Below are 23,107 nucleotides of genomic sequence, written 5' to 3' on the forward strand. Positions count from 1 at the left end.
CGGTGATCAGCTACGGACATCTCGACGCCACCGGACGCCGCGTCGCCCTGCGCGAGGTGGATGGCGACAACTGGCGGGCGGTCGCCGACATCGCCCCGCTGGACAGCCAGCGCGGGTACGTTCCGGCGCTGGCGGCCCGGTATCTGCTGCTGTCGATGTACGAGGACGCGTGGACGTCGCTGGCGGTGTACGCCGACGGGCGGGTCGTCGGCCACGTCATGTGGGCCCGCGACGAGGACGGCTCGCACTGGATCGGCGGGATGCTGGTGGACAGCGCCGAGCAGGGCAAGGGGGTCGGCCGGGCGCTGGTGCGGACGCTGACGGCGTGGCTGGCGGAGCAGGGGGACTGCTGGGCGATCAGGCTGTCGTACCAGCCGTCGAACGTCGCGGCGGCCCGGCTGTACGCGTCCCTGGGGTTCCTGCCCACCGGAGCGGTGGAGGACGACGAGATCGTCGCCGAACTGGCCCCGAAGTAACGGCCTGGTGCGCGATAGGGGACGGGCCCGCGGCGTCGGCTACGGCACCTCGCCGCGTTGACGAAACGCCCTAGCTTGAGATTTAACCTCCGGATTCGAACAGCTCCGACCAGCCCTTCCTGCCGCACGAGCAGGCTCCGCAGCACAGTCGGAAATCTAAGCAAGTCGGGACAAACGGTGCGCATGCTGGTTCCGTGAAGCCGACTTGCGGTCGTGTTCGAGCGGCGAGGTTAAATCTCAAGCTAGGGGGACGCTCCGCCGCCTTGCGATGCACCGCATCCGACGCCGCGGGCTGATCCGCCCTCTATCGCGCACCAGGCCGTAAGGCGCGGGCGGGGGCCGGACGACCCCCTCCCGCGCAGCCGTCAGCTGATCCGGCGGTGGACGTTCTCCCGCTGGGAGGCGCCGGGGGCCGCCTCGGCGATCCAGGGCCCCTCGCCGCTCGGGTCGACGATGCCCTCCTCCAGCCAGGTGTACGTACCGGAGAGGACTCCCTTGACGACCTTGTGGTCGAGGTCGTCGGTGTTGGTCCAGAGCCGGTTGAAGAGTTCCTCGGTGCGGATGCGGGACTGACGGCAGAAGACGTCCGCGAGCTGGTACGCCTCGCGGCCGTAGTCCTCCGTGGTGCGCAGCAGCTCGGCCCTGACGCAGGCCGCGCTCATGGCGAAGAGTTCCGCGCCGATGTCGACGATCCGGCCGAGGAAGCCCTGCTTGGTCTCCATACGGCCCTGCCAGCGGGACATGGCGTAGAAGGTGGACCGGGCGAGCTTGCGGGCCGTGCGTTCCACGTACCGCAGATGGACCGCGAGATCCGGGTGGCCGTCAGGATGGAACTCGGCGTACGAGCGGGGGAGGTGACCGGCGCCCGTCACGAGCTTCGGGAGCCAGCGAGCGTAGAAGGCGGCCGCGTTGGCGCCCGCCCTGGCCTTGTCCCCGAGAGCCTTGTCGGGGTCGATGATGTCGCCCGCCACCTTCAGATGGGCGTCGACCGCTTCCCGCGCGATGAGCAGGTGCATGATCTCGGTCGAACCCTCGAAGATCCGGTTGATGCGCAGGTCCCGCAGGATCTGCTCGGCAGGCACGGCCCGCTCGCCGCGCGCCGCCAGCGAGTCGGCCGTCTCGAAGCCGCGCCCGCCGCGGATCTGGACCAGTTCGTCGGCCATCAGGCAGGCCATTTCGCTGCCGTACAGCTTGGCCAGGGCCGCCTCGATACGGATGTCGTTGCGGTCCTCGTCGGCCATCTGGGACGACAGGTCCAGGACGGCCTCCAGGGCGAACGTCGTCGCCGCGATGAAGGAGATCTTCGACCCCACGGCCTCGTGGAAGGCGACCGGCCTGCCCCACTGCTCGCGCACCGCAGACCATTCCCGCGCGATCTTCAGGCACCACTTGCCCGCGCCCACGCACATCGCGGGCAGCGAGAGGCGCCCGGTGTTGAGGGTGGTCAGGGCGATCTTCAGCCCGGCGCCCTCGGGGCCGATGCGGTTCGCGGCGGGGACGCGGACCTGGTGGAAGCGGGTGACGCCGTTCTCCAGGCCGCGCAGACCCATGAAGGCGTTGCGGTTCTCGACGGTGATGCCCGGGGCGTCGGCCTCCACCACGAACGCGGTGATCCCGCCCCTGTGACCCTCGGACTTCGGCACCCGCGCCATGACGACCAGCAGGTCGGCGACCACCCCGTTCGTCGTCCAGAGCTTCACGCCGTCCATGACGTACGAGTCGCCGTCCGGCACGGCCGTCGTCGCGAGCCGGGCGGGGTCCGAACCCACGTCCGGCTCGGTCAGCAGGAACGCGGAGATATCGGTCCGGGCAAGTCGCGGAAGAAAAGCGTCCTTCTGCTCCTGCGTGCCGAAGAGTTTGAGCGGCTGCGGTACGCCGATCGACTGATGGGCGGACAGGAGCGCGCCGATCGCCGGGTTGGCCGAGCCGACGAGCGCGAGGGCCTTGTTGTAGTACACCTGGGTGAGCCCGAGGCCCCCGTACTTCGTGTCGATCTTCATCCCGAGCGCGCCGAGCTCCTTGAGCCCGTTGATGACTTCGTCCGGGATCTTCGCGTCGCGCTCGATCCGGGCACCGTCGATCTTCGTCTCGCAGAAGACGCGCAGCTTGGCGAGGAATGCCTCGCCGCGCGCCGAGTCCTCGCGCGGTGGCATCGGATGGGGGTGGATCAGGTCGAGCCGGAAGCGTCCAAGGAAGAGCTCCTTGGCGAAGCTCGGCTTGCGCCAGTCCTTTTCGCGCGCCGCCTCGGCTACCTGACGTGCTTCGCGCTCGGAGACCTTGGGCTGCTGGGTGGGTGGTGCGGACATGAGGAGCTCACCTCGCCGCGAGTCGGGTACCGACCGGGTTACCGACCGGTTTCTCCCTTCGATCGTAGCCAGTGCTCCGCCGTTTACGCAGGCGCGGAGCGCCGGAGTTCGCCGTACGTGCCCAGCTTCAACCGGCCGTATCCACCCCATCCTTGGCATTCCCGCCACCCTGTCACCACATGAAACGGCCGGAGCCCCCGCACAGTGGGCTCCGGCCGTTGGCTCATGCGCGTACGTCAGAGGGCGAGGCCGGTGAAGACCATGACCCGCTCGTACGTGTAGTCCTCCATCGCGAAGCGCACGCCCTCGCGGCCGACGCCGGACTGCTTGACGCCGCCGTACGGCATCTGGTCCGCGCGGTACGACGGGACGTCGCCGACGATCACGCCGCCGACCTCCAACTCGCGGTGGGCGCGGAAGGCGGTCTGCAGGTCGTGCGTGAACACACCGGCCTGGAGGCCGTACTTCGAGTCGTTGACCGCGGCGAACGCCTCGGCCTCCCCCTCGACCTTGCGCACCGTCAGGACAGGACCGAAGACCTCCTCGCAGGAGATCGTGGCGTCGGCCGGCACATCGGCGAGGACGGTCGGGGCGTACGCGGCGCCATCCCGCTTGCCGCCGGCGAGCAGGCTCGCACCGCCCGTGACGGCCTCCTCGACCCACGCCTCGACCCGCTTGGCGGCGTCCTCGCTGACCAGCGGCCCGACGTCCGTACCGGCGTCCGACGGGTCACCGGTGACCTGCGCCCCGACAGCGGCGACGATCTTCGGCACGAGCCGGTCGTACACCGAGGCGTCAGCGATGACGCGCTGAACGGAGATGCAGGACTGGCCACCCTGGTAGTTGGAGAAGGTGGCGATACGGGTCGCAGCCCAGTCCAGGTCCTTCTCCGAAGCCCAGTCGGCCAGCACGACGGCCGCACCGTTCCCACCGAGCTCCAGGGTGCAGTGCTTACGCGGCACGGAGTCCATGATCGCGTAGCCCACGGTCTCGGACCCGGTGAAGGAGATGACGGGCAGCCGCTCGTCCTGCACCAGCGCCGGCATCTTGTCGTTGGCGACGGGCAGCACGGACCACGAACCGGCCGGCAGCTCGGTCTCGGCCAGCAGCTCACCGAGGATCAGACCGGACAGCGGGGTCGCGGGCGCCGGCTTGAGGATGATCGGGGCGCCGACGGCGATGGCCGGGGCGATCTTGTGGGCGCACAGATTCAGCGGGAAGTTGAACGGCGCGATGCCGAGGACGGTGCCCTTGGGGAAGCGGCGGGTCAGCGCGAGGCGGCCGACGCCGCCGGCGTCGGTGTCCAGGCGCTGGGCCTCGCCGCCGTTGAAGCGGCGCGCTTCCTCGGCCGCGAACCGGAACACGGAGACGGCGCGGCCGACTTCGCCGCGGGCCCACTTGATGGGCTTGCCGTTCTCGGCGGAGATCACCTGAGCGATCTCCTCCGTACGCTCCACGAGACGCTTGCTGACGTGGTCGAGGGCGGCGGCGCGGACGTGCGCGGGGGTGGCCGCGAACTCGCTCTCGACTGCGTACGCGGCGGCGACGGCCTCTTCGACCTGGGCGTCGGTCGGCACGCTCACCTTGCCGACGAGCCGGCCGTCCCAGGGAGACGTGACGTCGAACGCGTCCTCGCCGGTGGCCTGGCGGCCGGCGAGCCAGAAGGCGTGGGTGGAAGTCATATCGTTCCGGCCCTTCGGAGGGGGTGGGTGCTTGATGTCCCCACGGTAGAGGTGAGGACCCCGGAGGTCCTTTGTCCAGGGTGGAGTGCGGGGGGCACCGGAGACGCCGGTTTGGAGGGCGGAGGGCGCTTGATGTTGCCGCACAGCTGCGGCGGCGGAGGGGGACGGGGGCGTAGGGAGTGGTGTTCGGGACGTAGAGCGTGATTTGTGGGCTGAACGCCGGTTCAAGGGCACAACGCCGCTTCGCGCCTAACGGCCTGGTGCGCGATAGGGGGCGGATCAGCCCGCGGCGTCGGATGCGGTGCATCGCAAGGCGGCGGAGCGTCCTCATAGCGGAGCTATTAGGGCGTTTCGCCAACGCGGCGAGGTGCCGTAGCCGGCGTCGCGGGCCCGTCCCCTATCGCGCACCAGGCCGTAAATCACGCAGTCCCGAATACCGCTCCCGGAGCCCCCGGCCCCCGGCCCGAGACGCCGCACCGCGCACCCCTGCCCCGGCCCACCGCGTCGCGCACCCCAGACCCCGCCCCGCGAAGCCGCATCACGCGGTCCCCGCCCCCGACCCCGCCCCCGTAGCCTTCAGCGCCAGCCACAGCTCCATCCGCACATCCGCGTCGTCCAGCGACCGCCCCAGGATCTCCTCGACCCGCCGCATCCGGTACCGCAACGTATGCCGGTGCACCCCCAGGTCCGCCGCCGCCGCGTCCCACTGCCCGTGCCGCGACAGCCACGCCCGCAGCGACGCGACCAGGTCCCCGCGCCCCGTCGCGTCATGCTCGTGCAGCGCCCTCAGCGTGCCGTCGGCGAACGACCGCACCGCGTCGTCCGCCAGCAGCTGCATCACCGACCCCGCCGCCACCTCCTCGTGCTCCACCAGCACCCGCCCCCGCCGCCGCGCCACCGACAACGCCTGCTCCGCCTGCTTGTACGCCCCGACCGCCGCGATCGGCCCGGTCGGCGCCGACAGCCCCACCACCAGCTCGTCCGGGTCCGCCGGCTCGTGCGGACGGGCCGAGTCACCGCGCCGGGCCTCCGTGTACGCGAGGCACGCCTCGACCGCGTCCCCGCCGTCGGCGGCCAGCACCACCAGTCGCTCGCCCTCCGGCACCACCAGCACCGGCTCCCCCGCCCGTAGCGCCGCCGACTCCATCGCGTCGGCGAGCCCCTGCAAGGGATCGGCGGCGGCCACCGCACCATCCGCCGGCTCCGCCACCGCGACCGCCACCGGCGACAACGCCGGCTCGGCGATCAGCAGCCGGAAGGGTGCGTCGAGCAGCGCCCCGCACAGATCCCCGGCCACCGACCGCGCGTGTTCCGGCTCCCCCGCCAGCAGCATCCGCAGCACCGCCGCGCCCAGCCGCTGCTCCGCCGCCTGCAACGACCGCGACCGCTCCGTGGTCAGCGTCAGCAGCGCGATGGCCGAGTGCACGGCGTACCGCTCGGCGGTCCCGAGCGGAGCCCCCGTCCCCACGGCCAGTACGCCCCGTACGCGCCGCCCCGCACCCAGGGACTGCAGCTCGACCCGGTCGTCCGCCTCCGCGTCACTGTCCGCCCCGCCGCCGCCCACGACCGAGCTGGCCGGCACCGGCCGCTCCCGCAGCCGCTCGACGTCGGCGGTGAGCCGGGCGGCGCGCCGCGCGGCCCAGTCGGGCGCCGACGCCACGACCGCGCCGGATACGTCGTACAGCGCGGCCCAGCCGTTGACGTGCGAGGCCAGCCGTGCCAAGAGGGCCCCCGGGCCTTCCCCCGTCAGCGCCGCCTTCGTCAGCTCCCGCTGCGCCTCGAACCCGGCGGTCACGGCCCGGTACTGGTCGGCGGCGTTGGCCGCGGAGACGGCCTTGCTGATGGCGAGGAAGGGCGTACGCCGGGGTACCTCCAGCAGCGGCAGCCCGGCTTCCACAGCGGCGTCGACCAGGGCGGGCGGGATTTCCTCGTAGTGCACGCCGACGGCGAATCCGAGCCCCACCACACCGGCCCCGGCCAGCCGCCGCACGTACCGGCGCATCGCTTCGGGGTCTTCGGCTTCGAGGGTCACGGCGGTGACGAGGAGGAGCTCGCCGCCTTCCATGTACGGCACGGGGTCGGCGAGTTCACTGACGTGGGCCCACCGCACCGGCGTGTCCAGCCGGTCCTCCCCGGCGCGCACGGCGAGCTTGAGCGCCGAGTGGTGGACGAGCGAGGCGAGCGTGGGCGGCATGGACGGTAGACCTCAGCTGGGAGAGAGACTTTTCGCCGTCCCGTATGAACGGCTACTACCGATTCTGCCAGGGCGTACGGATTCTCGACTCCGCGCACCCCTCAGCCCCGCAGATCCACCAGCAGCGGTGGCGCGTGCTGCCCGCGCACGGTGGTCAGCGACAGCACCGCGTGCCCGGCCGGCACCGAGTGCGCCAGCTCGGAGGCGGACCACCGCTCCCGCTCGACCTTGCGCACCGTGATCGCGTCGGTCGTCACGGCCTTGCCGGTCACGATCCGCCGGAAGACGTGGAACGCCCGGGTGAGCGGCTGGTCGGCGAAGACCGTCCGGCTCGTCACATCGCGCGTCTCGACCCACTCCGTGCCCCACGCCTCCGCGAACCGCTTCCCGTCCCACGTGGTGACGCCGGAGAAGGCCATCCGGCACCCGACGGCGCCGAGCAGCGCGGCATGCAGCTTCTCCGGTACGTCGTCCAGCGAGCGCAGCACGATCACCGCGCCGGCATGCGCCGAACGCAGCCGCTGGATGCCACGCACCGTCTCCGAGGTGATCGCCCGCGTGGCGTCGTCCAGCACGAGGCAGGCGAAGAGCGACCGGTCGGCGCGGTGTGCGGCGCTGGCGGTGAACTGGGCGAGGACGAGTCGCGCGAGCATCCGGGACGCCTCGGCGTGACCGCGCTCGGGGAGGTCGATGCGTACCCGCAGCGGATGTTCCAGGGAGCGCAGGGAGAAGGGCCGTGCGCTGCCGCTCGTGTCGAAGAACGAGGCGAACGCGGGCCGGTCGAGCAGCGCGACCCGGTCGGCGAGCGCCACCCCCGGGTCGCCGGCCGCCCCGGCCTGCCGGGCGCGGGCGTCGAGTTCGCGCTGGTGGGCGTGCTGCGACCCGTCGTCCAGCGCCGCCCGCAGCGCGCCGAGCGCGGTGGGCGCCCCGTCGAGGAGTTCGCGCAGTGCGGGTACGGCGGGAAAGCACCCGTGGGCCGCGCGGTACGGGCCGAGGATCTGGGCCAGCGCGGTCGCGGCGCGCCTGCTGTCGACGTCGGGCAGGTCCCCCACGAGGCCCTCGGCGAGCACGGCGGCGGCCTCGTCGGGGTCGGTGGTGCCGCCGTACAGATCCAGGTCGTACGCGGACGCCGGGTCGCCGATCTTGACGACCACGTCGTACGCCTCGTCGGGACCGAGCTGCGCACCCGCCGCCGCGACGGCGACGACGGCGGCTTGGCCGGCCAGCGCCTGGAGGGCGAGCGATTCGACGACGGGCCGCACCAGGTCCCGGGTCTTGCCGGTGCCGGGCGGGCCGACGGCGACCAGGGAGGTGCCGAGGAGCCCGGGGTCGAGGGCGAGGCCGGTCCCGCGGCGCCCGTACGGGTTGCGCTCGCCGGAATGGACGGTGCCGAGCCTGACCTGGCGGGCGCGCAGATCGTGCACGGCACAGCGCACGGGCAGGTCGCGCGCGCCCGAGGGGTGCGTGCAGGCGGCGGCGCCGTTGCGCAGGACGGTGTCGGTGAACGCGGCGAGCCGGGACGGGTCGGCCTGCACGGACTGCCAGGCGCGGCGGATCCGGGTGTGGTCGACGTCGTTCATCCGCCCCGAGCGGGCCTCATCGGCGAGCCGCACGCCGGCCTCGGCCTGTCCGGCGGCGTGCAGCTCGGGCCACTCGGCCGGATCGGCGGCGGATCCGGCCTCGGTGCGGGGGTCGGGGACGGGGGCCACCGTGCGGGGCCCCCGCAGCAGGTAGCGGCGTACGACCTCCGCCCAGCGGCCCATGCGCCCGAAGGCGACGGCGAGGAGGAGTCCGAAGAGGCCGTAGTAGAGGTACGAGACCCAGACGTACGCGATGTTGCCGCCGTCCTCGCGCCACGCTTCGGGGGTGAACCAGAAGAGCGGCCACAGCCAGAAGCTGATGTAGCCGTTCCAGCACAGCGACCAGATCAGCAGGGCGGTGAGCAGGGAGATCAGTGCGCCGCTGATGAGCTGGCGGCCGGGGACGATCTCGGGCTCCTCGGCCGGCCTCGGCACGTGCCCGTACGACCAGACGCCCGGGCCGGCCTCGGGTCGGGGCGTACGCAGCCATTCCCCGAGGGTCGGCCCGCCGGAGGGGGCGTGCGCGGGGGCGGGCGGTACGGCGGGCGCGGTGGGGGGCAGCGGTGGGGGCGGGCCGGCCGGGCGCGGAACGGGATGGGCCCGGGCGCGGCGTGCGTCGGGTGTGCCCTCGGTGTCCATGTGCTGCCCCTCGTCCCCTGCCCGGCTCGGTGCGGTGTTGCCCAATCTAGTGGTCCCGGCTGGGCAGTTCACGGGCGCGCGCCCGTGAACTGCGGGGGCGCTTTCCTCTGCCCGCCCCTTCCCGCTGTGCGGCCGCCCCTTCCCGCCGTGACGCCCTATGTCCGTCGCGGACAACGACCCGCCCGCATTTCTCCCGAACGGAACATGCCCCACATGCCCTCCCGCCCCTAGCCTGCGAAAGTAAAGAAGCGTCCGAAATACCCCCAGGAGCCCCTCATGACCGCGATTCCGCAGGAGCGCCGCGTCGTCACCGCCATCCCCGGCCCGAAGTCGCAGGAACTGCAGGCCCGCCGCACGGCCACGGTCGCCGGTGGCGTGGGGTCCGTGCTGCCCGTGTTCACCACGCGCGCCGGCGGCGGGATCATCGAGGACGTGGACGGCAACCGTCTGATCGACTTCGGCTCCGGCATCGCCGTGACCTCGGTCGGCGCGTCCGCCGAAGCCGTGGTGCGCCGCGCGTCCGCGCAGCTGCAGGAGTTCACCCATACCTGCTTCATGGTCACGCCGTACGAGGGGTACGTCGAGGTCTGTGAGGAGCTGGCGAAGCTCACGCCGGGCGACCACGCCAAGAAGTCCGCGCTGTTCAACTCGGGTGCCGAGGCCGTCGAGAACGCCGTCAAGATCGCCCGTGCGTACACCAAGCGCCAGGCCGTCGTCGTGTTCGACCACGGCTACCACGGCCGGACGAACCTCACGATGGCGCTGACCGCGAAGAACATGCCGTACAAGCACGGCTTCGGCCCGTTCGCCCCGGAGGTCTACCGCGTCCCGGTCGCGTACGGCTACCGCTGGCCGACCGGCGCCGAGAACGCCGGCGCCGAGGCGTCCGCCCAGGCCATCGACATGATCAACAAGCAGGTCGGCGCCGAGAACGTCGCCGCGATCATCATCGAGCCGGTCCTCGGCGAGGGCGGCTTCATCGAGCCGGCGAAGGGCTTCCTGCCCGCGATCTCGCAGTTCGCGAAGGACAACGGCATCGTCTTCGTCGCCGACGAGATCCAGTCCGGTTTCTGCCGCACCGGCCAGTGGTTCGCGTGCGACGACGAGGGCATCGTCCCCGACCTCATCACGACCGCGAAGGGCATCGCGGGCGGCCTGCCGCTCGCCGCCGTCACGGGCCGCGCCGAGATCATGGACGCCCCGCACAGCGGTGGCCTCGGTGGTACGTACGGCGGAAACCCGGTGGCGTGCGCCGGCGCGCTCGGCGCCATCGAGACCATGCGCGAGCTGGACCTCAACGGCAAGGCCAAGCGCATCGAGGAGGTCATGAAGGGCCGCCTCGCCACCATGGCCGAGAAGTTCGACATCATCGGCGACATCCGTGGCCGTGGCGCCATGATCGCCGTCGAACTGGTGACGGACCGGGACTCCAAGGAGCCGAACGCGGCCGCCGCCGGTGCGCTCGCCAAGGCGTGCCACGCCGAGGGCCTGGTGGTCCTCACCTGTGGTACGTACGGCAACGTGCTCCGCTTCCTGCCCCCGCTGGTCATCGGCGAGGACCTGCTCAACGAGGGCCTGGACATCATCGAGGCGGCCTTCGCCGGGGTGTAGCTGTGAAGAAGGTGTGGGGGGCCAATGGCGGGATGGAATTGCGCCTGTCGGTCCCCCACCCCCTGACGTACGGTTTGGCCAGATGAGAGAAACACCCCGCTCGCAGGGGACTGCGGGCGGTTCCGGGTCGGAGCAACACCAGCGCCGCCCTGGCCGTGCCCTCGCGCACACCCCTGGAGCTCCCGGCTCCGGAACTCCTCACCGATCGGATCGCCGCCCGCCCCACACCCCCCGGGGCGCGCGGCAGCCCGGTCCAGGCGGCTGCCTCGGAACCACCCCCCCTGTTCCGGGGCAGCCGGCTTTCCTCTCCCGCACTTTGCTCTCCCGCGCGTCTCTCTCCCGCGCATTCCGCTCTCGCACAGGCGCGGCGCTCATGGCGCCGCTGCTCCTCTTCGCGCTGATCACCTGGCAGGTCGCCGCCGCCGGCCCCCTGCGCCGCGTGGACGAGCAGGTGGGGCGGGCCGCCGTCGGCCATGGGCCCACCCCCCTCACCGAGTTCCTCGCGGACCTTGGCAATCCCCCGGTCGCGCTGCCGGCCCTGGCCGCGGCCCTCGCGTACGCGCTGTGGCGCGGCGGCCGGGGCGCCGTCTTCGGCGTCTGCGCGACCGCCGTCGCCATGGCCGCCGTGCCCGCGCTGGTCGTGCCGCTCAAGGTGTGGATCGCCCGCCTGGGCCCGCTCACCGCGGAGACCGGCTACTACCCGTCCGGGCACGCGGCGACGGCAGCCGTCGCCTATGGCGGCGCGGCCCTGCTCCTGTCGGCGTACGCCGGCCGCCACCGCTGGTGGCCGCGAGCCCTGGCGCTCGTGCTCGTCGTCGCCACCGGCGCCGGGCTGGTGCTGCGCGGCTACCACTGGCCGCTGGACGTGGTCGGCAGCTGGTGTCTGTGCGCCGCCCTGCTGGTGCTCAGCTGTCGAAGCCCAGCCCCAGCTTGTCCATGGTCTTCAGCCACAGATTGCTGCGCCCGCCGTTGACGTCGTATCGGGCCAGCGACCACTTGGTGAGCCCGATGCCCGCCCACGCCAGGGGCTCCGGCGGGAACGGCAGCGGCTTGCTGCGCACCATTTCCAGCTCGGTGCGCTCCGTTCGCTCCCCCGCCAGCAGGTCCAGCATGACGTCCCCGCCGAAGCGGGTGGAGCCGACACCGAGACCGGTGTACCCGGCGGCGTACGCGACCTTGCCCGCGTGGGCCGTGCCGAAGAAGGCCGAGAAGCGCGAGCAGGTGTCGATCGCCCCGCCCCAGGCGTGGCTGAAGCGCAGGCCCTCCAGCTGCGGGAAGCAGCGGAAGAAGTGACCGGCCAGCTTGAGGTACGTCTCCGGGCGGTGGTCCATGTCGGCGCTCAGCTTGCCGCCGTAGGGGTAGACGGCGTCGTAGCCGCCCCACAGGATGCGGTTGTCGGCACTGAGCCGGAAGTAGTGGAACTGGTTGGCGCTGTCGCCGAGTCCCTGCCGGTTGTGCCAGCCGACCGAGGCCAGCTGCTCGTCGGTGAGCGGCTCGGTCATCAGCGCGTAGTCGTAGACCGGGACGGTGTACGGGCGCACCCGCTTGACCAGTGACGGGAAGATGTTGGTGCCGAGGGCGACACGGCGGGCGAAGACCCGGCCGTACGGGGTGCGCACGGCCATGCCGGCGCCGGCGGACACCAGGTCCAGGCCCCGGGTGTGCTCGTAGATCCGTACGCCGAGGCCCAGGCACGCCTGCTTGAGGCCCCAGGCCAGCTTCGCCGGGTGCAGCATGGCGACGCCCCGGCGGTCCCACATCCCGCCGAGGAAGGTCGGTGAGTCGACCTGCGCGCGGACCGCGTCCCGGTCGAGGAGTTCGAGGCCGGTGAAGCCGTGCTGCCGGGCCTGGTCGTGCAGTTCGTGCAGCTCTGCCAGCTGGTGCGGCTCGGTGGCGACGTCTATTTCGCCGGTCCGCTCGAAGTCGCAGTCGATGCCGTACGCCGCGACCGCCGCCTCGATCGCGTCGAGGTTGGCCTCGCCGAGCTTCTCCAGGGCGGCGAGCTCGGCGGGCCAGCGGGAGAGGCCGTTGCTCAGGCCGTGGGTGAGGGAGGCGGCGCAGAAACCTCCGTTGCGGCCCGAGGCGGCCCAGCCCACCTCGTGCCCCTCGATCAGTACGACATCGCGCTCGGGGTCGCGCTCCTTGGCGAGGAGCGCGGTCCACAGTCCGCTGTAGCCGCCGCCGATGACGAGCAGGTCACAGCGCTCGTCGCCGGTGAGTGCGGGCCTCGGCGCGGGTTTGTGGGGATCGTCCAGCCAGAACGAGACGGGACGGGCTTCGGAAAGGGATTGTGCGGCAGTACGCATGGCAACTGGGGCCATGGTTTCCAACTCCTTCAACACTTACCGGGGTTGTGCGTTGTTCTTGCGGCTGCGCGCGATGAGCTGACCGCCGAGCACCATCAGTACGGCAATGATGAACATGGCCGTACCGATGACGTTGATTTGCACGGGCGTGCCGCGCTGCGCCGAACCCCAGACGAACATGGGGAACGTCACGGTCGAGCCCGCGTTGAAATTGGTGATGATGAAATCGTCGAAGGAGAGCGCGAAAGCCAGCAGCGCTCCCGCGGCGATTCCCGGCGCCGCGATCGGCAGGGTCACCCGTACGAAGGTCTGCACGGGCCCCGCGTAGAGATCGCGTGCGGCCTCTTCGAGTCGGGGGTCCATCGACATCACGCGCGCCTTGACCGCCGTCACGACGAAGCTCAGGCAGAACATGATGTGCGCGATGAGGACGGTCCAGAAGCCCAGCGGGGCGCCCATGTTGAGGAAGAGGGTCAGCAGCGAGGCGGCCATGACCACCTCGGGCATCGCCATCGGCAGGAAGATCAGCGAGCTGATCGAGCCGCGCGCCCGGAAGCGATACCGGACCAGCGCGAAGGCGATCATCGTGCCGAGCACCGTGGCGCCGAGTGTGGCCCAGGCTGCGATCTGGAGCGAGAGGGAGAGCGAGCCGCACAGGTCCGCGACGCCGCACGGGTCCTTCCACGCGTCCAGGGAGAATTTCTGCCAGGCGTAATTGAATCGCCCGTTCGGCTTGTTGAACGAGAACACCATGACGACGATGTTCGGCAGAATCATGTAGGCGAGTGTGAGCAGCCCGGCAATGACGACAAGATTACGCCGGCCCCAGCTCACTGTGCGGCTCCGCCGCGTGGACGCGCTCATACCAGATCCTCCGTCCCGGACTTCCGGATGTAGACAGTGACCACGGCCAGCACGATCGCCATCAGAATGAAGGACAGCGCGGCCGCCGTCGGATAGTCGAGCACCCTCAGGAATTGCGACTGGATGACGCTGCCCACCATTTTCGTGTCGGTGGAGCCGAGCAGTTCGGCGTTGACGTAGTCGCCGCTCGCCGGAATGAACGTGAGCAGCGTGCCCGAGACGACGCCCGGCATGGACAGCGGGAACGTCACCTTACGGAAGGTGGTCGCCGGCGTCGCATACAGGTCGCGGGCCGCCTCGTGGAGCCGGCCGTCGATGCGCTCCAGCGAGGTGTAGAGCGGCAGGATCATGAACGGCAGGAAGTTGTACGTCAGGCCGCAGACCACCGCCATCGGCGTGGCCAGCACCCGGCTGCCCTCGGTCCAGCCGAGCCAGCTGGTGACGTCGAGGATGTGCAGGGTGTTCAGCGCCTCCACCAGCGGGCCGCCGTCGGCGAGGATCGTCTTCCACGCCAGGGTGCGGATGAGGAAGCTGGTGAAGAAGGGGGCGATGACCAGGACCAGGACGAGCCCGCGCCAGCGGCCCGCCTTGAAGGCGATCATGTACGCGAGTGGGTAGCCGAGCAGCAGGCACAGCAGGGTGGCGGTGCCGGCGTACAGCAGGGACCGGACGAACTGGGGTGCGTACTCGGTCAGCGCGTCCCAGTAGGTCTGGAAGTGCCAGGTGACCTCGAAGCCCTTCTCCAGCGAGCCGGTCTGCACCGAGGTCGACGCCTGGTAGACCATCGGCAGCGCGAAGAAGACGATCAGCCACAGGATGCCGGGCAGCAGCAGCCAGTACGGTACGAGCCGCCTGCGGGTGGGCGCCTTGCGCGGTGGCGGCCCGTCCGGCGAGGGGGAGGGCGCCAGAGGCGGCGCCTGGGTGGCCGTCACGCGCTCGCCCCCACGCTCTCCACACCGGCGTCAATGGCCTGGTCCGCGTCGAGGCCGAAGGTGTGTGCAGGGTTCCAGTGCAGGACGACCTCGGCGCCGGGGACCAGCCGGGTGTCCCGCTCGATGTTCTGCACGTACACCTCGAAGTCGGCGCAGGCCGGGCTGTCGACGACGTACTGGGTGGAGACGCCGATGAAGCTGGAGGCGGCGATCCGGCCGCTGATCCTGTTGCGGCCGTCGGGTATCGCGCCCGCGTCGTCGGCGTGGGTCAGCGAGACCTTCTCGGGGCGTACGCCGACGAGCAGCTTGCCGCCGCTGCGCGGCTGCGTCGCACACCGGTCGCCGGGCAGCCGCAGCTTGGAGCCGCCGCAGGTGACCACGGTGTCGCCGGTGGCGCCTGTGTCACCGGTCGCGCCGGTGCCGCCGCCCGCGGTCTCGACGACCTCGGCCTCGAAGAGGTTGGAGGTACCGAGGAAGTTGGCGACGAAGGTGGTCTTCGGGTTCTCGTAGAGGTCGGCGGGGGCGCCGAGTTGCTCGACGCGGCCGCCGTTCATCACCGCGACCTGGTCGGCCATGGTCATGGCCTCCTCCTGATCGTGGGTGACGTGCACGAACGTGATGCCGACCTCGGTCTGGATGCGCTTGAGTTCCAGCTGCATCTGGCGGCGCAGCTTGAGGTCGAGAGCGCCCAGCGGTTCGTCGAGGAGCAGCACCTGCGGGTGGTTGATGAGGGCGCGGGCCACGGCGACGCGCTGCTGCTGGCCGCCGGAGAGCTGATGCGGTTTGCGCTGGGCGAAGGCGCCGAGCTGGACCAGGTCGAGCATGTCGCCGACCTGCTTCTTCACCGATTTGATGCCGCGCCGGCGCAGGCCGAAGGCGATGTTCTCGGCAACGTCGAGGTGCGGGAAGAGCGCGTAGCTCTGGAAGACGGTGTTGACCGGGCGCTTGTACGGGGGGAGGTCGGTGACGTCCTTGTCGCCGAGGAAGACCGTGCCTGTGGTGGGGTCCTCCAGGCCGGCGATCATGCGCAGGGTGGTGGTCTTGCCGCAGCCGGACGCGCCGAGCAGGGCGAAGAACGAGCCCTGCGGGACGGTCAGGTCGAGCGGGTGCACGGCGGTGAAGGAGCCGTAGGTCTTGCTGATCCCGGAGAGGCGGACGTCTCCGCCGGTGGTCTGAGTCATAGGAGTTTCCCGGAGTAGAGGGGAAGGGGATTCGGGCACCGCACGGCGTTACGCACCGATGAGCTTGGCGAACTTCTCTTCGTACGCCGTCTCTTCCTCGCCGCTGAGCGAGCGGAAGGCGTGGGACTTGGCGGCCATCGCCTTGTCGGGAAGGATCAGCGTGTTGGAGGCCATCGACTTGTCGATCTTGGCGAGCTCGTCGCGGACTCCGTCGACCGGGCACACGTAGTTGATGTACGCGGCGAGTTCGGCGGCGACCGGCGGCTCGTAGTAGTAGTCGATGAGCTTCTCGGCGTTGCCCTTGTGCCGCGCCTTGGCGGGGACCAGCAGGTTGTCGCTGGAGGTGATGTACCCGGCCTCCGGGATGACGTACTGGATGTCCGGGTTGTCCGCCTGGAGCTGGATGACGTCACCGGCCCAGGCGAGGCAGGCGGCGAGGTCGCCCTTGGACAGGTCCGCGGTGTAGTCGTTGCCGGTGAAGCGGCGGATCTGCTTCTTGTCGACGGCCTTCTGCATCCGGGCGATCGCCTCGTCGTAGTCGTCGTCGGTGAACTTCCCCGGGTCCTTGCCCAGCTCGAGGAGGACCATCCCCACGGAGTCACGCATCTCCGAGAGGAAACCGACCTTGCCCTTGAGCGAGGAGTCCTCCAGCAGCTGGGTTACGGTCTCGACCTTCTTGCCGCCCGTCGCCTTGGTGTTGTAGGCGATGACCGTGGAGATGCCCGTCCAGGGGTACGAGTAGGCGCGGCCGGGGTCCCAGTCGGGCGAGCGGAACTGCGCCGACAGGTTGGCGAACGCGTTCGGCAGGTGCGCGGCGTCGAGCTTCTGCGCCCAGCCGAGCCGGATGAGCCGGGCGGCCAGCCAGTCGGTGACGCAGATGAGGTCGCGCCCGGTGTCCTGACCGGCGGCGAGCTGCGGCTTGATCTTTCCGAAGAACTCGACGTTGTCGTTGATGTCCTCGGTGTACTTGACCTTGATCCCGGTGCGCCTGGTGAACGCCTCCAGGGTCGGCCGGCCCTTCTCGTCCTCACTGACGTCCATGTACTCGGTCCAGTTGGAGAAGGTGATTTGCTTCTCCCCGGCCGAGTGGTCGTCCGAGGCCGGGGCCTCGCCTTCCCGCTTGGCGGGCGGGATGCCGCAGGCGCTCAGCGCGCCCAGGCCGCCGACCGTGAGTGCGCCGACGCCTGAGGCGCGCAGCAGCGAACGGCGGGTGAGTGCGCCCCTGCCGCTCGTCGCACTGCGTCGCATGGCGGCCAACTGGGCCGCGGACAGGCTGTCAGGCTCGTACTGCTCCATGCGCAAGTGCCCTTTCGGGATGGGTGTGGGCGGTCGGTCTTACGGGCTGGTGCGCGATAGGGGGCGGATCAGGCCGCGGCGTCGGATGCGGTGCATCGCAAGGCGGCGGAGCGTCCTCATAGCGGAGCTATTAGGACGTTTCGCCAGCGCGGCGAGGTGCCGTAGCCGGCGTCGCGGGCCCGTCCCCTATCGCGCACCAGGCCGTTAGAAGCGGTCCCCGAAGACCGTGCGGTGCCAGTCCTTGCGGGCGACCGCGGTGTTGTCGTACATCACGTGCTTGACCTGCGTGTACTCCTCGAAGGAGTACGCCGACATGTCCTTGCCGAAGCCGCTGGCCTTGTATCCGCCGTGCGGCATCTCGCTGATGATCGGGATGTGGTCGTTGATCCACACACAGCCCGCCTTGATCTCGCGGGTGGCCCGGTTCGCGCGGAACAGGTCCCGGGTCCAGGCCGAGGCGGCGAGTCCGTACGGGGTGTCGTTCGCGAGGGCGAGACCTTCGTCGTCGGTGTCGAAGGGCAGCACGACGAGGACCGGGCCGAAGATCTCGGCCTGGACGATCTCGCTGTCCTGCGGGGCGTCGGCGACGAGGGTGGGACGGTAGTACGCGCCCTTGGCGAGGTCCCCTCCGGGCGCCTCGCCGCCGGCCACCACGCGGGCGTACGAGCGGGCCCGCTCGACGAAACCGGCCACCCGGTCGCGCTGGGCGTGGCTGATGAGCGGCCCGAGGTCGGTGGCCGGGTCGAAGGGGTCACCGACTCGCACGCTCTCCATCAGCTCGGCGACGCCGGTGACGAAGGCGTCGTAGAGCGGGCGCTGGACGTAGGCGCGCGTGGCGGCGGTGCAGTCCTGGCCGGTGTTGATCAGCGATCCGGCGACCGCGCCGTTGACGGCCGCTTCGAGGTCGGCGTCGTCGAAGACCACGAAGGGGGCCTTGCCGCCGAGTTCGAGGTGGAGGCGCTTGACGGTGGAGGTGGCGATCTCGGCGACCCGCTTGCCGACGGCCGTCGACCCGGTGAAAGAGGTCATGACGACATCCGGGTGACCGACGAGGTGTTCGCCGCAGTCCTTGCCAGCGCCGGTGACGATGTTGACGACACCGTCCGGAATGCCGGCCTCGGTCGCCGCCTGGGCGAACATGATCGACGTGAGCGGCGTGATCTCGGCGGGCTTCAGCACGATGGTGTTGCCCGCGGCGATGGCGGGCAGCACCTTCCACGCGGCCATCTGGAGCGGGTAGTTCCAGGGTGCGATGGAGCCGACGACGCCGATCGGCTCGCGGCGTACGTACGAGGTGTGGTCGCCGGAGTACTCACCGGCCGCCTTGCCCTCCAGGTGGCGCGCGGCGCCCGCGAAGAAGGCGGTGTTGTCGACGCTGCCCGGCACGTCGAACTCGGTGGACAGCTTGACCGGCTTGCCGCACTGGAGCGACTCGGCGTACGCGAAGTCCTCGGCCTGCGCGTCCAGTACGGCGGCGAAGCGGTGCATCGCTTCGGAGCGCTCGGCGGGGGTCGCGCCGGACCATCCGGGGAAGGCCGCAACGGCGGCGGCGACCGCGTCGTCGACGTCGGCGGGTGACGCCAGCTCGTACGTGTAGACCTGCTCGCCGGTCGCGGGGTTCACGACCGCGTGGGTGCGGCCCGAGGTGCCGGCCCGCAGCCGGCCGCCGATGTACTGCGCTCCGTCCGCGAACCGGTCCTGCACCTGGAAGCGGTTGACCATGACGCTCTCCTCCGCCGGCCGCTCCCCGCTCAGCGGGGGTCGGCGTAGCTCCAGCTCGATTTGAGTGCCGATCCTGACAGAGCCACTCTTCTTCAACAAGTGATTCCGTTGTTGCCTTTTGGTTACGCGACGGAATCGGTCGACCATGTGTCGCGTCCGCGAGGAAATACCGTACGGAGTGTCCGCCTCATGGCTCCGCCCCAGGTCCGGGTCGATTTCGACCGGGCCTGGGGCGGGTGGGAGCTGGGTGGGAGGTGACTACCGGCGGTGATCGACCACCAGCGAGGAGTTCGCGTACGGGTCGTAGGTGTCCGAGTCGTTGTCGCTGTGCTTGTCGGCCTGGACGATCGCGAAGACGGCGATCGCGAGGAACGCCGCGCTGAGCAGGAAGCCCACGATGCCGAGGATGATCCCGGCAAGCGCCATGCCCTGGTTGGTCGCCTCGCCCCGCTGGACGCGCTTGCGGCCCAGGATGCCGAAGATCAGAGCGAGGACGCCCAGGATGACGCCCAGCCCGTACGCGCAGAAGAAGGTGACGGAGATGATGCCGAGCACCATGGCGGTGATGCCGTAGCCGTTCGCGGGAGCCTGCTGCTGGCCGGTCCAGCCGGCCGGGCCCGCGCCGGCGCCGTAGCCCGGGTATCCGGGGTAGCCGCCGGTGCTGTACGCCGCCGGGGCCTGCGGGGCCGGGTAGTTCGGGTAGCCGTAGTCACCCGGGGCCGCGGGGCCCGGGCCTGTCGGCGCGACCGGAGGCGGCGGCACGGACCCCTGCCCGGGGGCGTGGCCCGCACCGGCGCTCGGGCCGAAGCCCGGTCCCGGGTCCGAGCCCGGCATCGAGGTGACGGTCTGCTGGTCGTGCACCGGGGGCAGGCCGGCCGGCGGCTTGTCCATCGGCACCCCGTACGCCGGGCGCTGCGGCTGCTCCGGCGGCGCCCACGGGTCCCTCGGCTGCTCGGGCTGCGGGCCCGAGGGGTGCTGTGCGTTGTCTGACATGTGCCTCCCCCATCGTGATTCCGCCATGCTACGGCCTGCCTTCCGGCACCCCATGGCCGCCTGCGATGATCCTTGAACCGCCGCACACCCGCCCCAGGCACCGGCGCACTCACCCGCACCCCCGCACTCACCGCCCCACAGGCCCGTACACCCGGAGGACCCGATGACCGATCTGCACCCCTTCATCGCGGGGCTGCCCAAGGCCGAACTGCATGTGCACCACGTCGGATCCGCCTCTCCCCGTATCGTCTCCGAGCTGGCGGCCCGCCACCCCGACTCGAAGGTCCCCACCGACCCGGAAGCGCTCGCGGACTACTTCTCGTTCACCGACTTCGCGCACTTCATCGACGTCTACCTGTCCGTCGTGGACCTCATCCGCACTCCGGAGGACGTCCGGCTGCTGACCTTCGAGGTCGCCCGCGACATGGCCAGGCAGAACATCCGGTACGCCGAGCTGACCATCACGCCGTTCAGCTCGACCCGGCGCGGGATCGACGAGAAGGCGTTCATGGAGGCGATCGAGGACGCCCGCAAGGCGGCCGAGACCGAGTTGGGCACCGTGCTGCGCTGGTGCTTCGACATTCCGGGCGAGGCGGGTCTGGAGGCGGCGGAGGAGACGGCCAGGCTGGCGGTGGACCTGCGGCCCGAGGGCCTGGTGTCGTTCGGGCTCGGCGGTCCGGAGATCGGCGTACCGCGCCCGCAGTTCAAGCCGTACTTCGACCGTGCGATCGCGGCCGGTCTGCACTCCGTGCCGCACGCCGGGGAGACCACCGGGCCCGAGACGGTCTGGGACGCCTTGAAGGACCTGCGCGCCGAGCGCATCGGCCACGGCACCAGCTCCGTCCAGGATCCGGCGCTGCTGGCGCACCTGGCGGAGCACCGCGTCGCGCTGGAGGTCTGCCCGACGTCCAACATCGCCACCCGGGCGGTGGCCACGCTGGACGAACACCCGCTCCAGCAGATGGCGGAGGCCGGCGTCCTGGTCACGATCAACAGCGACGACCCGCCGATGTTCGGCACCGACCTCAACAGCGAATACGGGGTGGCCGCCCGGCTGCTGGGCCTCGACGAGCGGGGCGTCGCCGAACTCGCCAAGAACGCGGTCGAGGCGTCCTTCCTCGACCCTGCGGGCAAGGACAGGATCGCCTCCGAGATCGACACGTACACGGCGAACTGGCTCGCGCGGTAACGACCTCCCGCGCGCCGGGAGCCCGCTCCGTATCGTGGGGGAGGCCGTAACGGCCTGGTGCGCGATAGGGGGCGGATACGCCCGCGGCGTCGGATGCGGTGCATCGCAAGGCGGCGGAGCCTCCTCATAGCGGAGCTATCAGGGCGTTTCGCCAACGCGGCGAGGTGCCGTAGCCGGCGTCGCGGGCCCGCCCCCTATCGCGCACCAGGCCGTAAGCCGGATGCCGTACACCGTGCCATGACGTGAGGCGACAATGGGCGCATGCGCACTGTCACTGCCGTGGCTCACCGCGGCGACCCTTATCTGTTCCGCGAGAACACCCTCGCCTCGATCCGCTCGGCGGTGGAGCGGGCGCGGACGCCGTCGAGATCGACGTCCGGCTGACCCGCGACGGCGTCCCGGTCCTGCTGCACGACGACTCGTTCAAGCGACTCTGGGGCCACGACCTGCTGTTGTCCGACCTCACCGCGCGGGACGTGACCGAGCTGAGCCGCGGCGGCGTCCCCACCCTGCGCGAGGCGCTGCGCGCCGTCGGCGCCCACCGCGTCATGATCGACCTGCCGGGCGCCACGGAGGATTCGGTACGCACCGTGGTCGGCGCCGTCCACGAGTGCGGGGCGGGCGAGCGCGCGTACTACTGCTCGAACGCCTCCATCATGCTGGCCGTACGCGCCGCGGACCCCGCCGCCGAAACCGCCCTGACCTGGACCACGCAGGCCCCGCCCCCGGCCATCCTCCTCGACGCGATCACACCGCGATGGCTGAACTACCGCTTCGGCCTGGTCACCCGCGAACTCACCGACCGGCTGCACCGGGACGGTCTGCTGGTCTCCGCCTGGACGGCGGACACCGCCCGCACGATGCGCCGCCTGATCGACCGCGGCGCGGACTCGATCACCACCAACCGCATCGACGTACTGCACGCCGTCGTCAAGGCGCGCGGCGAACAGCGGCCGTAGTACCTACAGACCGACGATCGCGTTCCACCGTTTGGCGAAGTCCACGCGCTCCTCGGACGTGATGTCCCGGGCGATGGCGAGCCGGCTCCGCATCGCGTCGTCGGGGAAGATCAGCGGGTCCTCGGCGAGGGCGGCGGTCTCCTTGTCCTTGGCGGAGGCGAGGATGTCGCGGGCGGCCGGGACCGGGCAGACGTAGTTGACCCAGGCCGCCAGCTCCGCCGCGACCTCCGGGTCGTAGTAGTGGTCGACCAGTCGCTCCGCGTTGCGCTTGTGGCGGGCGAGGTTGGGGATCATCAGGCTTTCCGCCCACAGCTCCGCGCCCTCCTCCGGCACCACGAACTCGATGTCCGGGTTATCGGCCTGGAGCTGGATGACATCGCCGGAGTACGCCTGGCAGGCCAGTACGTCGCCGCCTGCCAGATCCTTGATGTAGTCGTTGCCGGTGAAGCGCCGGATGTGCTTGGCGGCGACCAGCTTCTCCGCCTGTTCGCACATCGCGTCGAAGTCGTCGGCGCCCCAGCGCGTCACGTCGGCGCCGTTGCCCTGCATCAGCAGCGCGAAGCTCTCGTCGAGGCCGGAGAAGAGCGTCACCTTGCCGCGCAGGTCGTCCGCCCACAGCTGGGAGGTGGAGCGGATCTCGTGGCCGAGCTTCCTGCGGTTGTACGCGATGCCGGTGATCCCGGACTGCCAGGGCACGGAGTGCCGCCGGCCGTCGTCGAAGGCGGGCGTGCGCAGCTGCGGATCGAGGTACTTGGCGACGTTCGGCTGCTTCGCCCGGTCCATCTCCTGCACCCAGCCAAGGCGTACGAACCGGGCGGCCATCCAGTCGCTGATGACGATCAGGTCGCGCCCGGTCTCCTGGTGGTTCATCAGCGCGGGGCTGATCTTGCCGAAGAACTCGTCGTTGTCGTTGATCTCTTCGGTGTAGCGGACGGATATCCCGGTGCCCTCTGTGAAGGAACGCAGGGTGGGCCGCTCGGACTCGTGCTCGTCGTCCGTGTCGATGTAGAGCGGCCAGTTGGCGAAGTTGAGGCTGCGGTCACGGCCCGAGCGGTCACCCGCGGCCCGGTCCCCCGGTTCGACGTACGCGGCGGGCACCCCGCACCCGGTGAGCGCCGCCAGCGCGCCTGCCGTCCCGAGTCCGCGGAGCAGCGTACGACGCGACACATGACCAAGA

Annotated in this window: 16 protein-coding genes and 1 pseudogene; 5 read left to right on the forward strand and 12 right to left on the reverse strand. The window is 70.8% G+C overall.

What is annotated here, in order from left to right:
- The first annotated feature begins 2 nt into the window (after window positions 1–2).
- On the forward strand, window positions 3–476 hold the full coding sequence (locus tag ACU6WZ_RS05755) for a GNAT family N-acetyltransferase (RefSeq protein ID WP_447032037.1): 474 nt from the start codon (window positions 3–5) through the stop codon (window positions 474–476).
- Between the two features lie 365 nt (window positions 477–841).
- Here the strand turns inward: ACU6WZ_RS05755 and ACU6WZ_RS05760 are convergent, their stop codons facing one another.
- From ACU6WZ_RS05760 to ACU6WZ_RS05775, 4 genes are all read right to left on the reverse strand, one after another.
- Window positions 842–2,782, reverse strand: coding sequence for an acyl-CoA dehydrogenase family protein (locus tag ACU6WZ_RS05760; RefSeq protein WP_447032038.1), 1,941 nt, complete (start codon window positions 2,780–2,782; stop codon window positions 842–844).
- Window positions 2,783–3,018: 236 nt separating this feature from the next.
- Window positions 3,019–4,464 (reverse strand): aldehyde dehydrogenase family protein, encoded by a 1,446-nt coding sequence (locus ACU6WZ_RS05765; protein ID WP_447032039.1) that lies wholly within the window; start codon window positions 4,462–4,464, stop codon window positions 3,019–3,021.
- Window positions 4,465–5,002: 538 nt separating this feature from the next.
- Window positions 5,003–6,658, reverse strand: coding sequence for a PucR family transcriptional regulator (locus ACU6WZ_RS05770; protein WP_447032040.1), 1,656 nt, complete (start codon window positions 6,656–6,658; stop codon window positions 5,003–5,005).
- A 101-nt stretch (window positions 6,659–6,759) separates the two neighbouring features.
- Entirely contained in the window at window positions 6,760–8,877 is a 2,118-nt protein-coding gene (locus ACU6WZ_RS05775) for a type IV secretory system conjugative DNA transfer family protein (RefSeq protein ID WP_447032041.1), read from the reverse strand.
- A 276-nt stretch (window positions 8,878–9,153) separates the two neighbouring features.
- Between ACU6WZ_RS05775 and gabT the strand changes: the two genes are divergently transcribed.
- Together gabT and ACU6WZ_RS05785 are read left to right on the forward strand one after the other, a co-directional pair.
- On the forward strand, window positions 9,154–10,488 hold the full coding sequence (gabT, locus tag ACU6WZ_RS05780) for a 4-aminobutyrate--2-oxoglutarate transaminase (RefSeq protein WP_447032042.1): 1,335 nt from the start codon (window positions 9,154–9,156) through the stop codon (window positions 10,486–10,488).
- A 373-nt stretch (window positions 10,489–10,861) separates the two neighbouring features.
- Window positions 10,862–11,461: a phosphatase PAP2 family protein gene (locus ACU6WZ_RS05785; protein ID WP_447032043.1), complete on the forward strand. Its 600-nt coding sequence runs from the start codon at window positions 10,862–10,864 to the stop codon at window positions 11,459–11,461.
- Here ACU6WZ_RS05785 and ACU6WZ_RS05790 read toward each other — a convergent pair.
- The 7 genes from ACU6WZ_RS05790 to ACU6WZ_RS05820 form a co-directional block, all read right to left on the reverse strand.
- Window positions 11,394–12,809 (reverse strand): NAD(P)/FAD-dependent oxidoreductase, encoded by a 1,416-nt coding sequence (locus ACU6WZ_RS05790; RefSeq protein ID WP_447032044.1) that lies wholly within the window; start codon window positions 12,807–12,809, stop codon window positions 11,394–11,396. The genes ACU6WZ_RS05785 and ACU6WZ_RS05790 overlap by 68 nt on opposite strands.
- Window positions 12,810–12,830: 21 nt before the next feature.
- Window positions 12,831–13,658 carry an ABC transporter permease gene (locus tag ACU6WZ_RS05795; RefSeq protein WP_447032045.1) on the reverse strand — a complete coding sequence of 276 codons (828 nt, stop codon included), beginning with the start codon at window positions 13,656–13,658 and terminating at the stop codon, window positions 12,831–12,833.
- On the reverse strand, window positions 13,655–14,590 hold the full coding sequence (locus ACU6WZ_RS05800; RefSeq protein ID WP_447032046.1) for an ABC transporter permease: 936 nt from the start codon (window positions 14,588–14,590) through the stop codon (window positions 13,655–13,657). The genes ACU6WZ_RS05795 and ACU6WZ_RS05800 overlap by 4 nt, the downstream gene beginning before the upstream one ends.
- Window positions 14,587–15,771: an ABC transporter ATP-binding protein gene (locus ACU6WZ_RS05805; protein WP_447032047.1), complete on the reverse strand. Its 1,185-nt coding sequence runs from the start codon at window positions 15,769–15,771 to the stop codon at window positions 14,587–14,589. Before ACU6WZ_RS05805 ends, ACU6WZ_RS05800 begins: the two co-directional genes overlap by 4 nt.
- Window positions 15,772–15,819: 48 nt before the next feature.
- Window positions 15,820–17,067, reverse strand: coding sequence for an ABC transporter substrate-binding protein (locus tag ACU6WZ_RS05810; protein WP_447032048.1), 1,248 nt, complete (start codon window positions 17,065–17,067; stop codon window positions 15,820–15,822).
- 204 nt (window positions 17,068–17,271) lie between these two features.
- A complete protein-coding gene (locus ACU6WZ_RS05815; RefSeq protein WP_447032049.1) occupies window positions 17,272–18,789 on the reverse strand; it encodes a gamma-aminobutyraldehyde dehydrogenase in 1,518 nt (505 codons plus the stop codon).
- A gap of 258 nt (window positions 18,790–19,047) precedes the next feature.
- The gene (locus ACU6WZ_RS05820; protein ID WP_447032050.1) at window positions 19,048–19,782 is read right to left on the reverse strand and encodes a DUF4190 domain-containing protein; all 735 of its coding nucleotides are present in this window, start codon (window positions 19,780–19,782) and stop codon (window positions 19,048–19,050) included.
- A gap of 163 nt (window positions 19,783–19,945) precedes the next feature.
- Here ACU6WZ_RS05820 and ACU6WZ_RS05825 point away from each other — a divergent pair, with 163 nt between their 5' ends.
- Window positions 19,946–20,971 carry an adenosine deaminase gene (locus ACU6WZ_RS05825; protein ID WP_447032051.1) on the forward strand — a complete coding sequence of 342 codons (1,026 nt, stop codon included), beginning with the start codon at window positions 19,946–19,948 and terminating at the stop codon, window positions 20,969–20,971.
- Window positions 20,972–21,232: 261 nt separating this feature from the next.
- A pseudogene (locus ACU6WZ_RS05830) lies at window positions 21,233–21,930 on the forward strand (glycerophosphodiester phosphodiesterase).
- Between the two features lie 3 nt (window positions 21,931–21,933).
- Here ACU6WZ_RS05830 and ACU6WZ_RS05835 read toward each other — a convergent pair.
- The gene (locus ACU6WZ_RS05835; RefSeq protein WP_447033877.1) at window positions 21,934–23,097 is read right to left on the reverse strand and encodes an ABC transporter substrate-binding protein; all 1,164 of its coding nucleotides are present in this window, start codon (window positions 23,095–23,097) and stop codon (window positions 21,934–21,936) included.
- Window positions 23,098–23,107: the final 10 nt, after the last annotated feature.

The organism is Streptomyces hypolithicus, assembly GCF_052934925.1.

Coding starts and splice junctions, on each gene's coding strand:
- ACU6WZ_RS05820 (WP_447032050.1), bottom strand. CDS start 19,782: ATGTCAGACAACGCACAGCACCCCTCGGGCCCGCAGCCCGAGCAGCCG.
- ACU6WZ_RS05765 (WP_447032039.1), bottom strand. CDS start 4,464: ATGACTTCCACCCACGCCTTCTGGCTCGCCGGCCGCCAGGCCACCGGC.
- gabT (WP_447032042.1), top strand. CDS start 9,154: ATGACCGCGATTCCGCAGGAGCGCCGCGTCGTCACCGCCATCCCCGGC.
- ACU6WZ_RS05760 (WP_447032038.1), bottom strand. CDS start 2,782: ATGTCCGCACCACCCACCCAGCAGCCCAAGGTCTCCGAGCGCGAAGCA.
- ACU6WZ_RS05770 (WP_447032040.1), bottom strand. CDS start 6,658: ATGCCGCCCACGCTCGCCTCGCTCGTCCACCACTCGGCGCTCAAGCTC.
- ACU6WZ_RS05825 (WP_447032051.1), top strand. CDS start 19,946: ATGACCGATCTGCACCCCTTCATCGCGGGGCTGCCCAAGGCCGAACTG.
- ACU6WZ_RS05815 (WP_447032049.1), bottom strand. CDS start 18,789: ATGGTCAACCGCTTCCAGGTGCAGGACCGGTTCGCGGACGGAGCGCAG.
- ACU6WZ_RS05810 (WP_447032048.1), bottom strand. CDS start 17,067: ATGGAGCAGTACGAGCCTGACAGCCTGTCCGCGGCCCAGTTGGCCGCC.
- ACU6WZ_RS05790 (WP_447032044.1), bottom strand. CDS start 12,809: ATGGCCCCAGTTGCCATGCGTACTGCCGCACAATCCCTTTCCGAAGCC.
- ACU6WZ_RS05805 (WP_447032047.1), bottom strand. CDS start 15,771: ATGACTCAGACCACCGGCGGAGACGTCCGCCTCTCCGGGATCAGCAAG.
- ACU6WZ_RS05795 (WP_447032045.1), bottom strand. CDS start 13,658: ATGAGCGCGTCCACGCGGCGGAGCCGCACAGTGAGCTGGGGCCGGCGT.
- ACU6WZ_RS05775 (WP_447032041.1), bottom strand. CDS start 8,877: ATGGACACCGAGGGCACACCCGACGCACGCCGCGCCCGGGCCCATCCC.
- ACU6WZ_RS05785 (WP_447032043.1), top strand. CDS start 10,862: ATGGCGCCGCTGCTCCTCTTCGCGCTGATCACCTGGCAGGTCGCCGCC.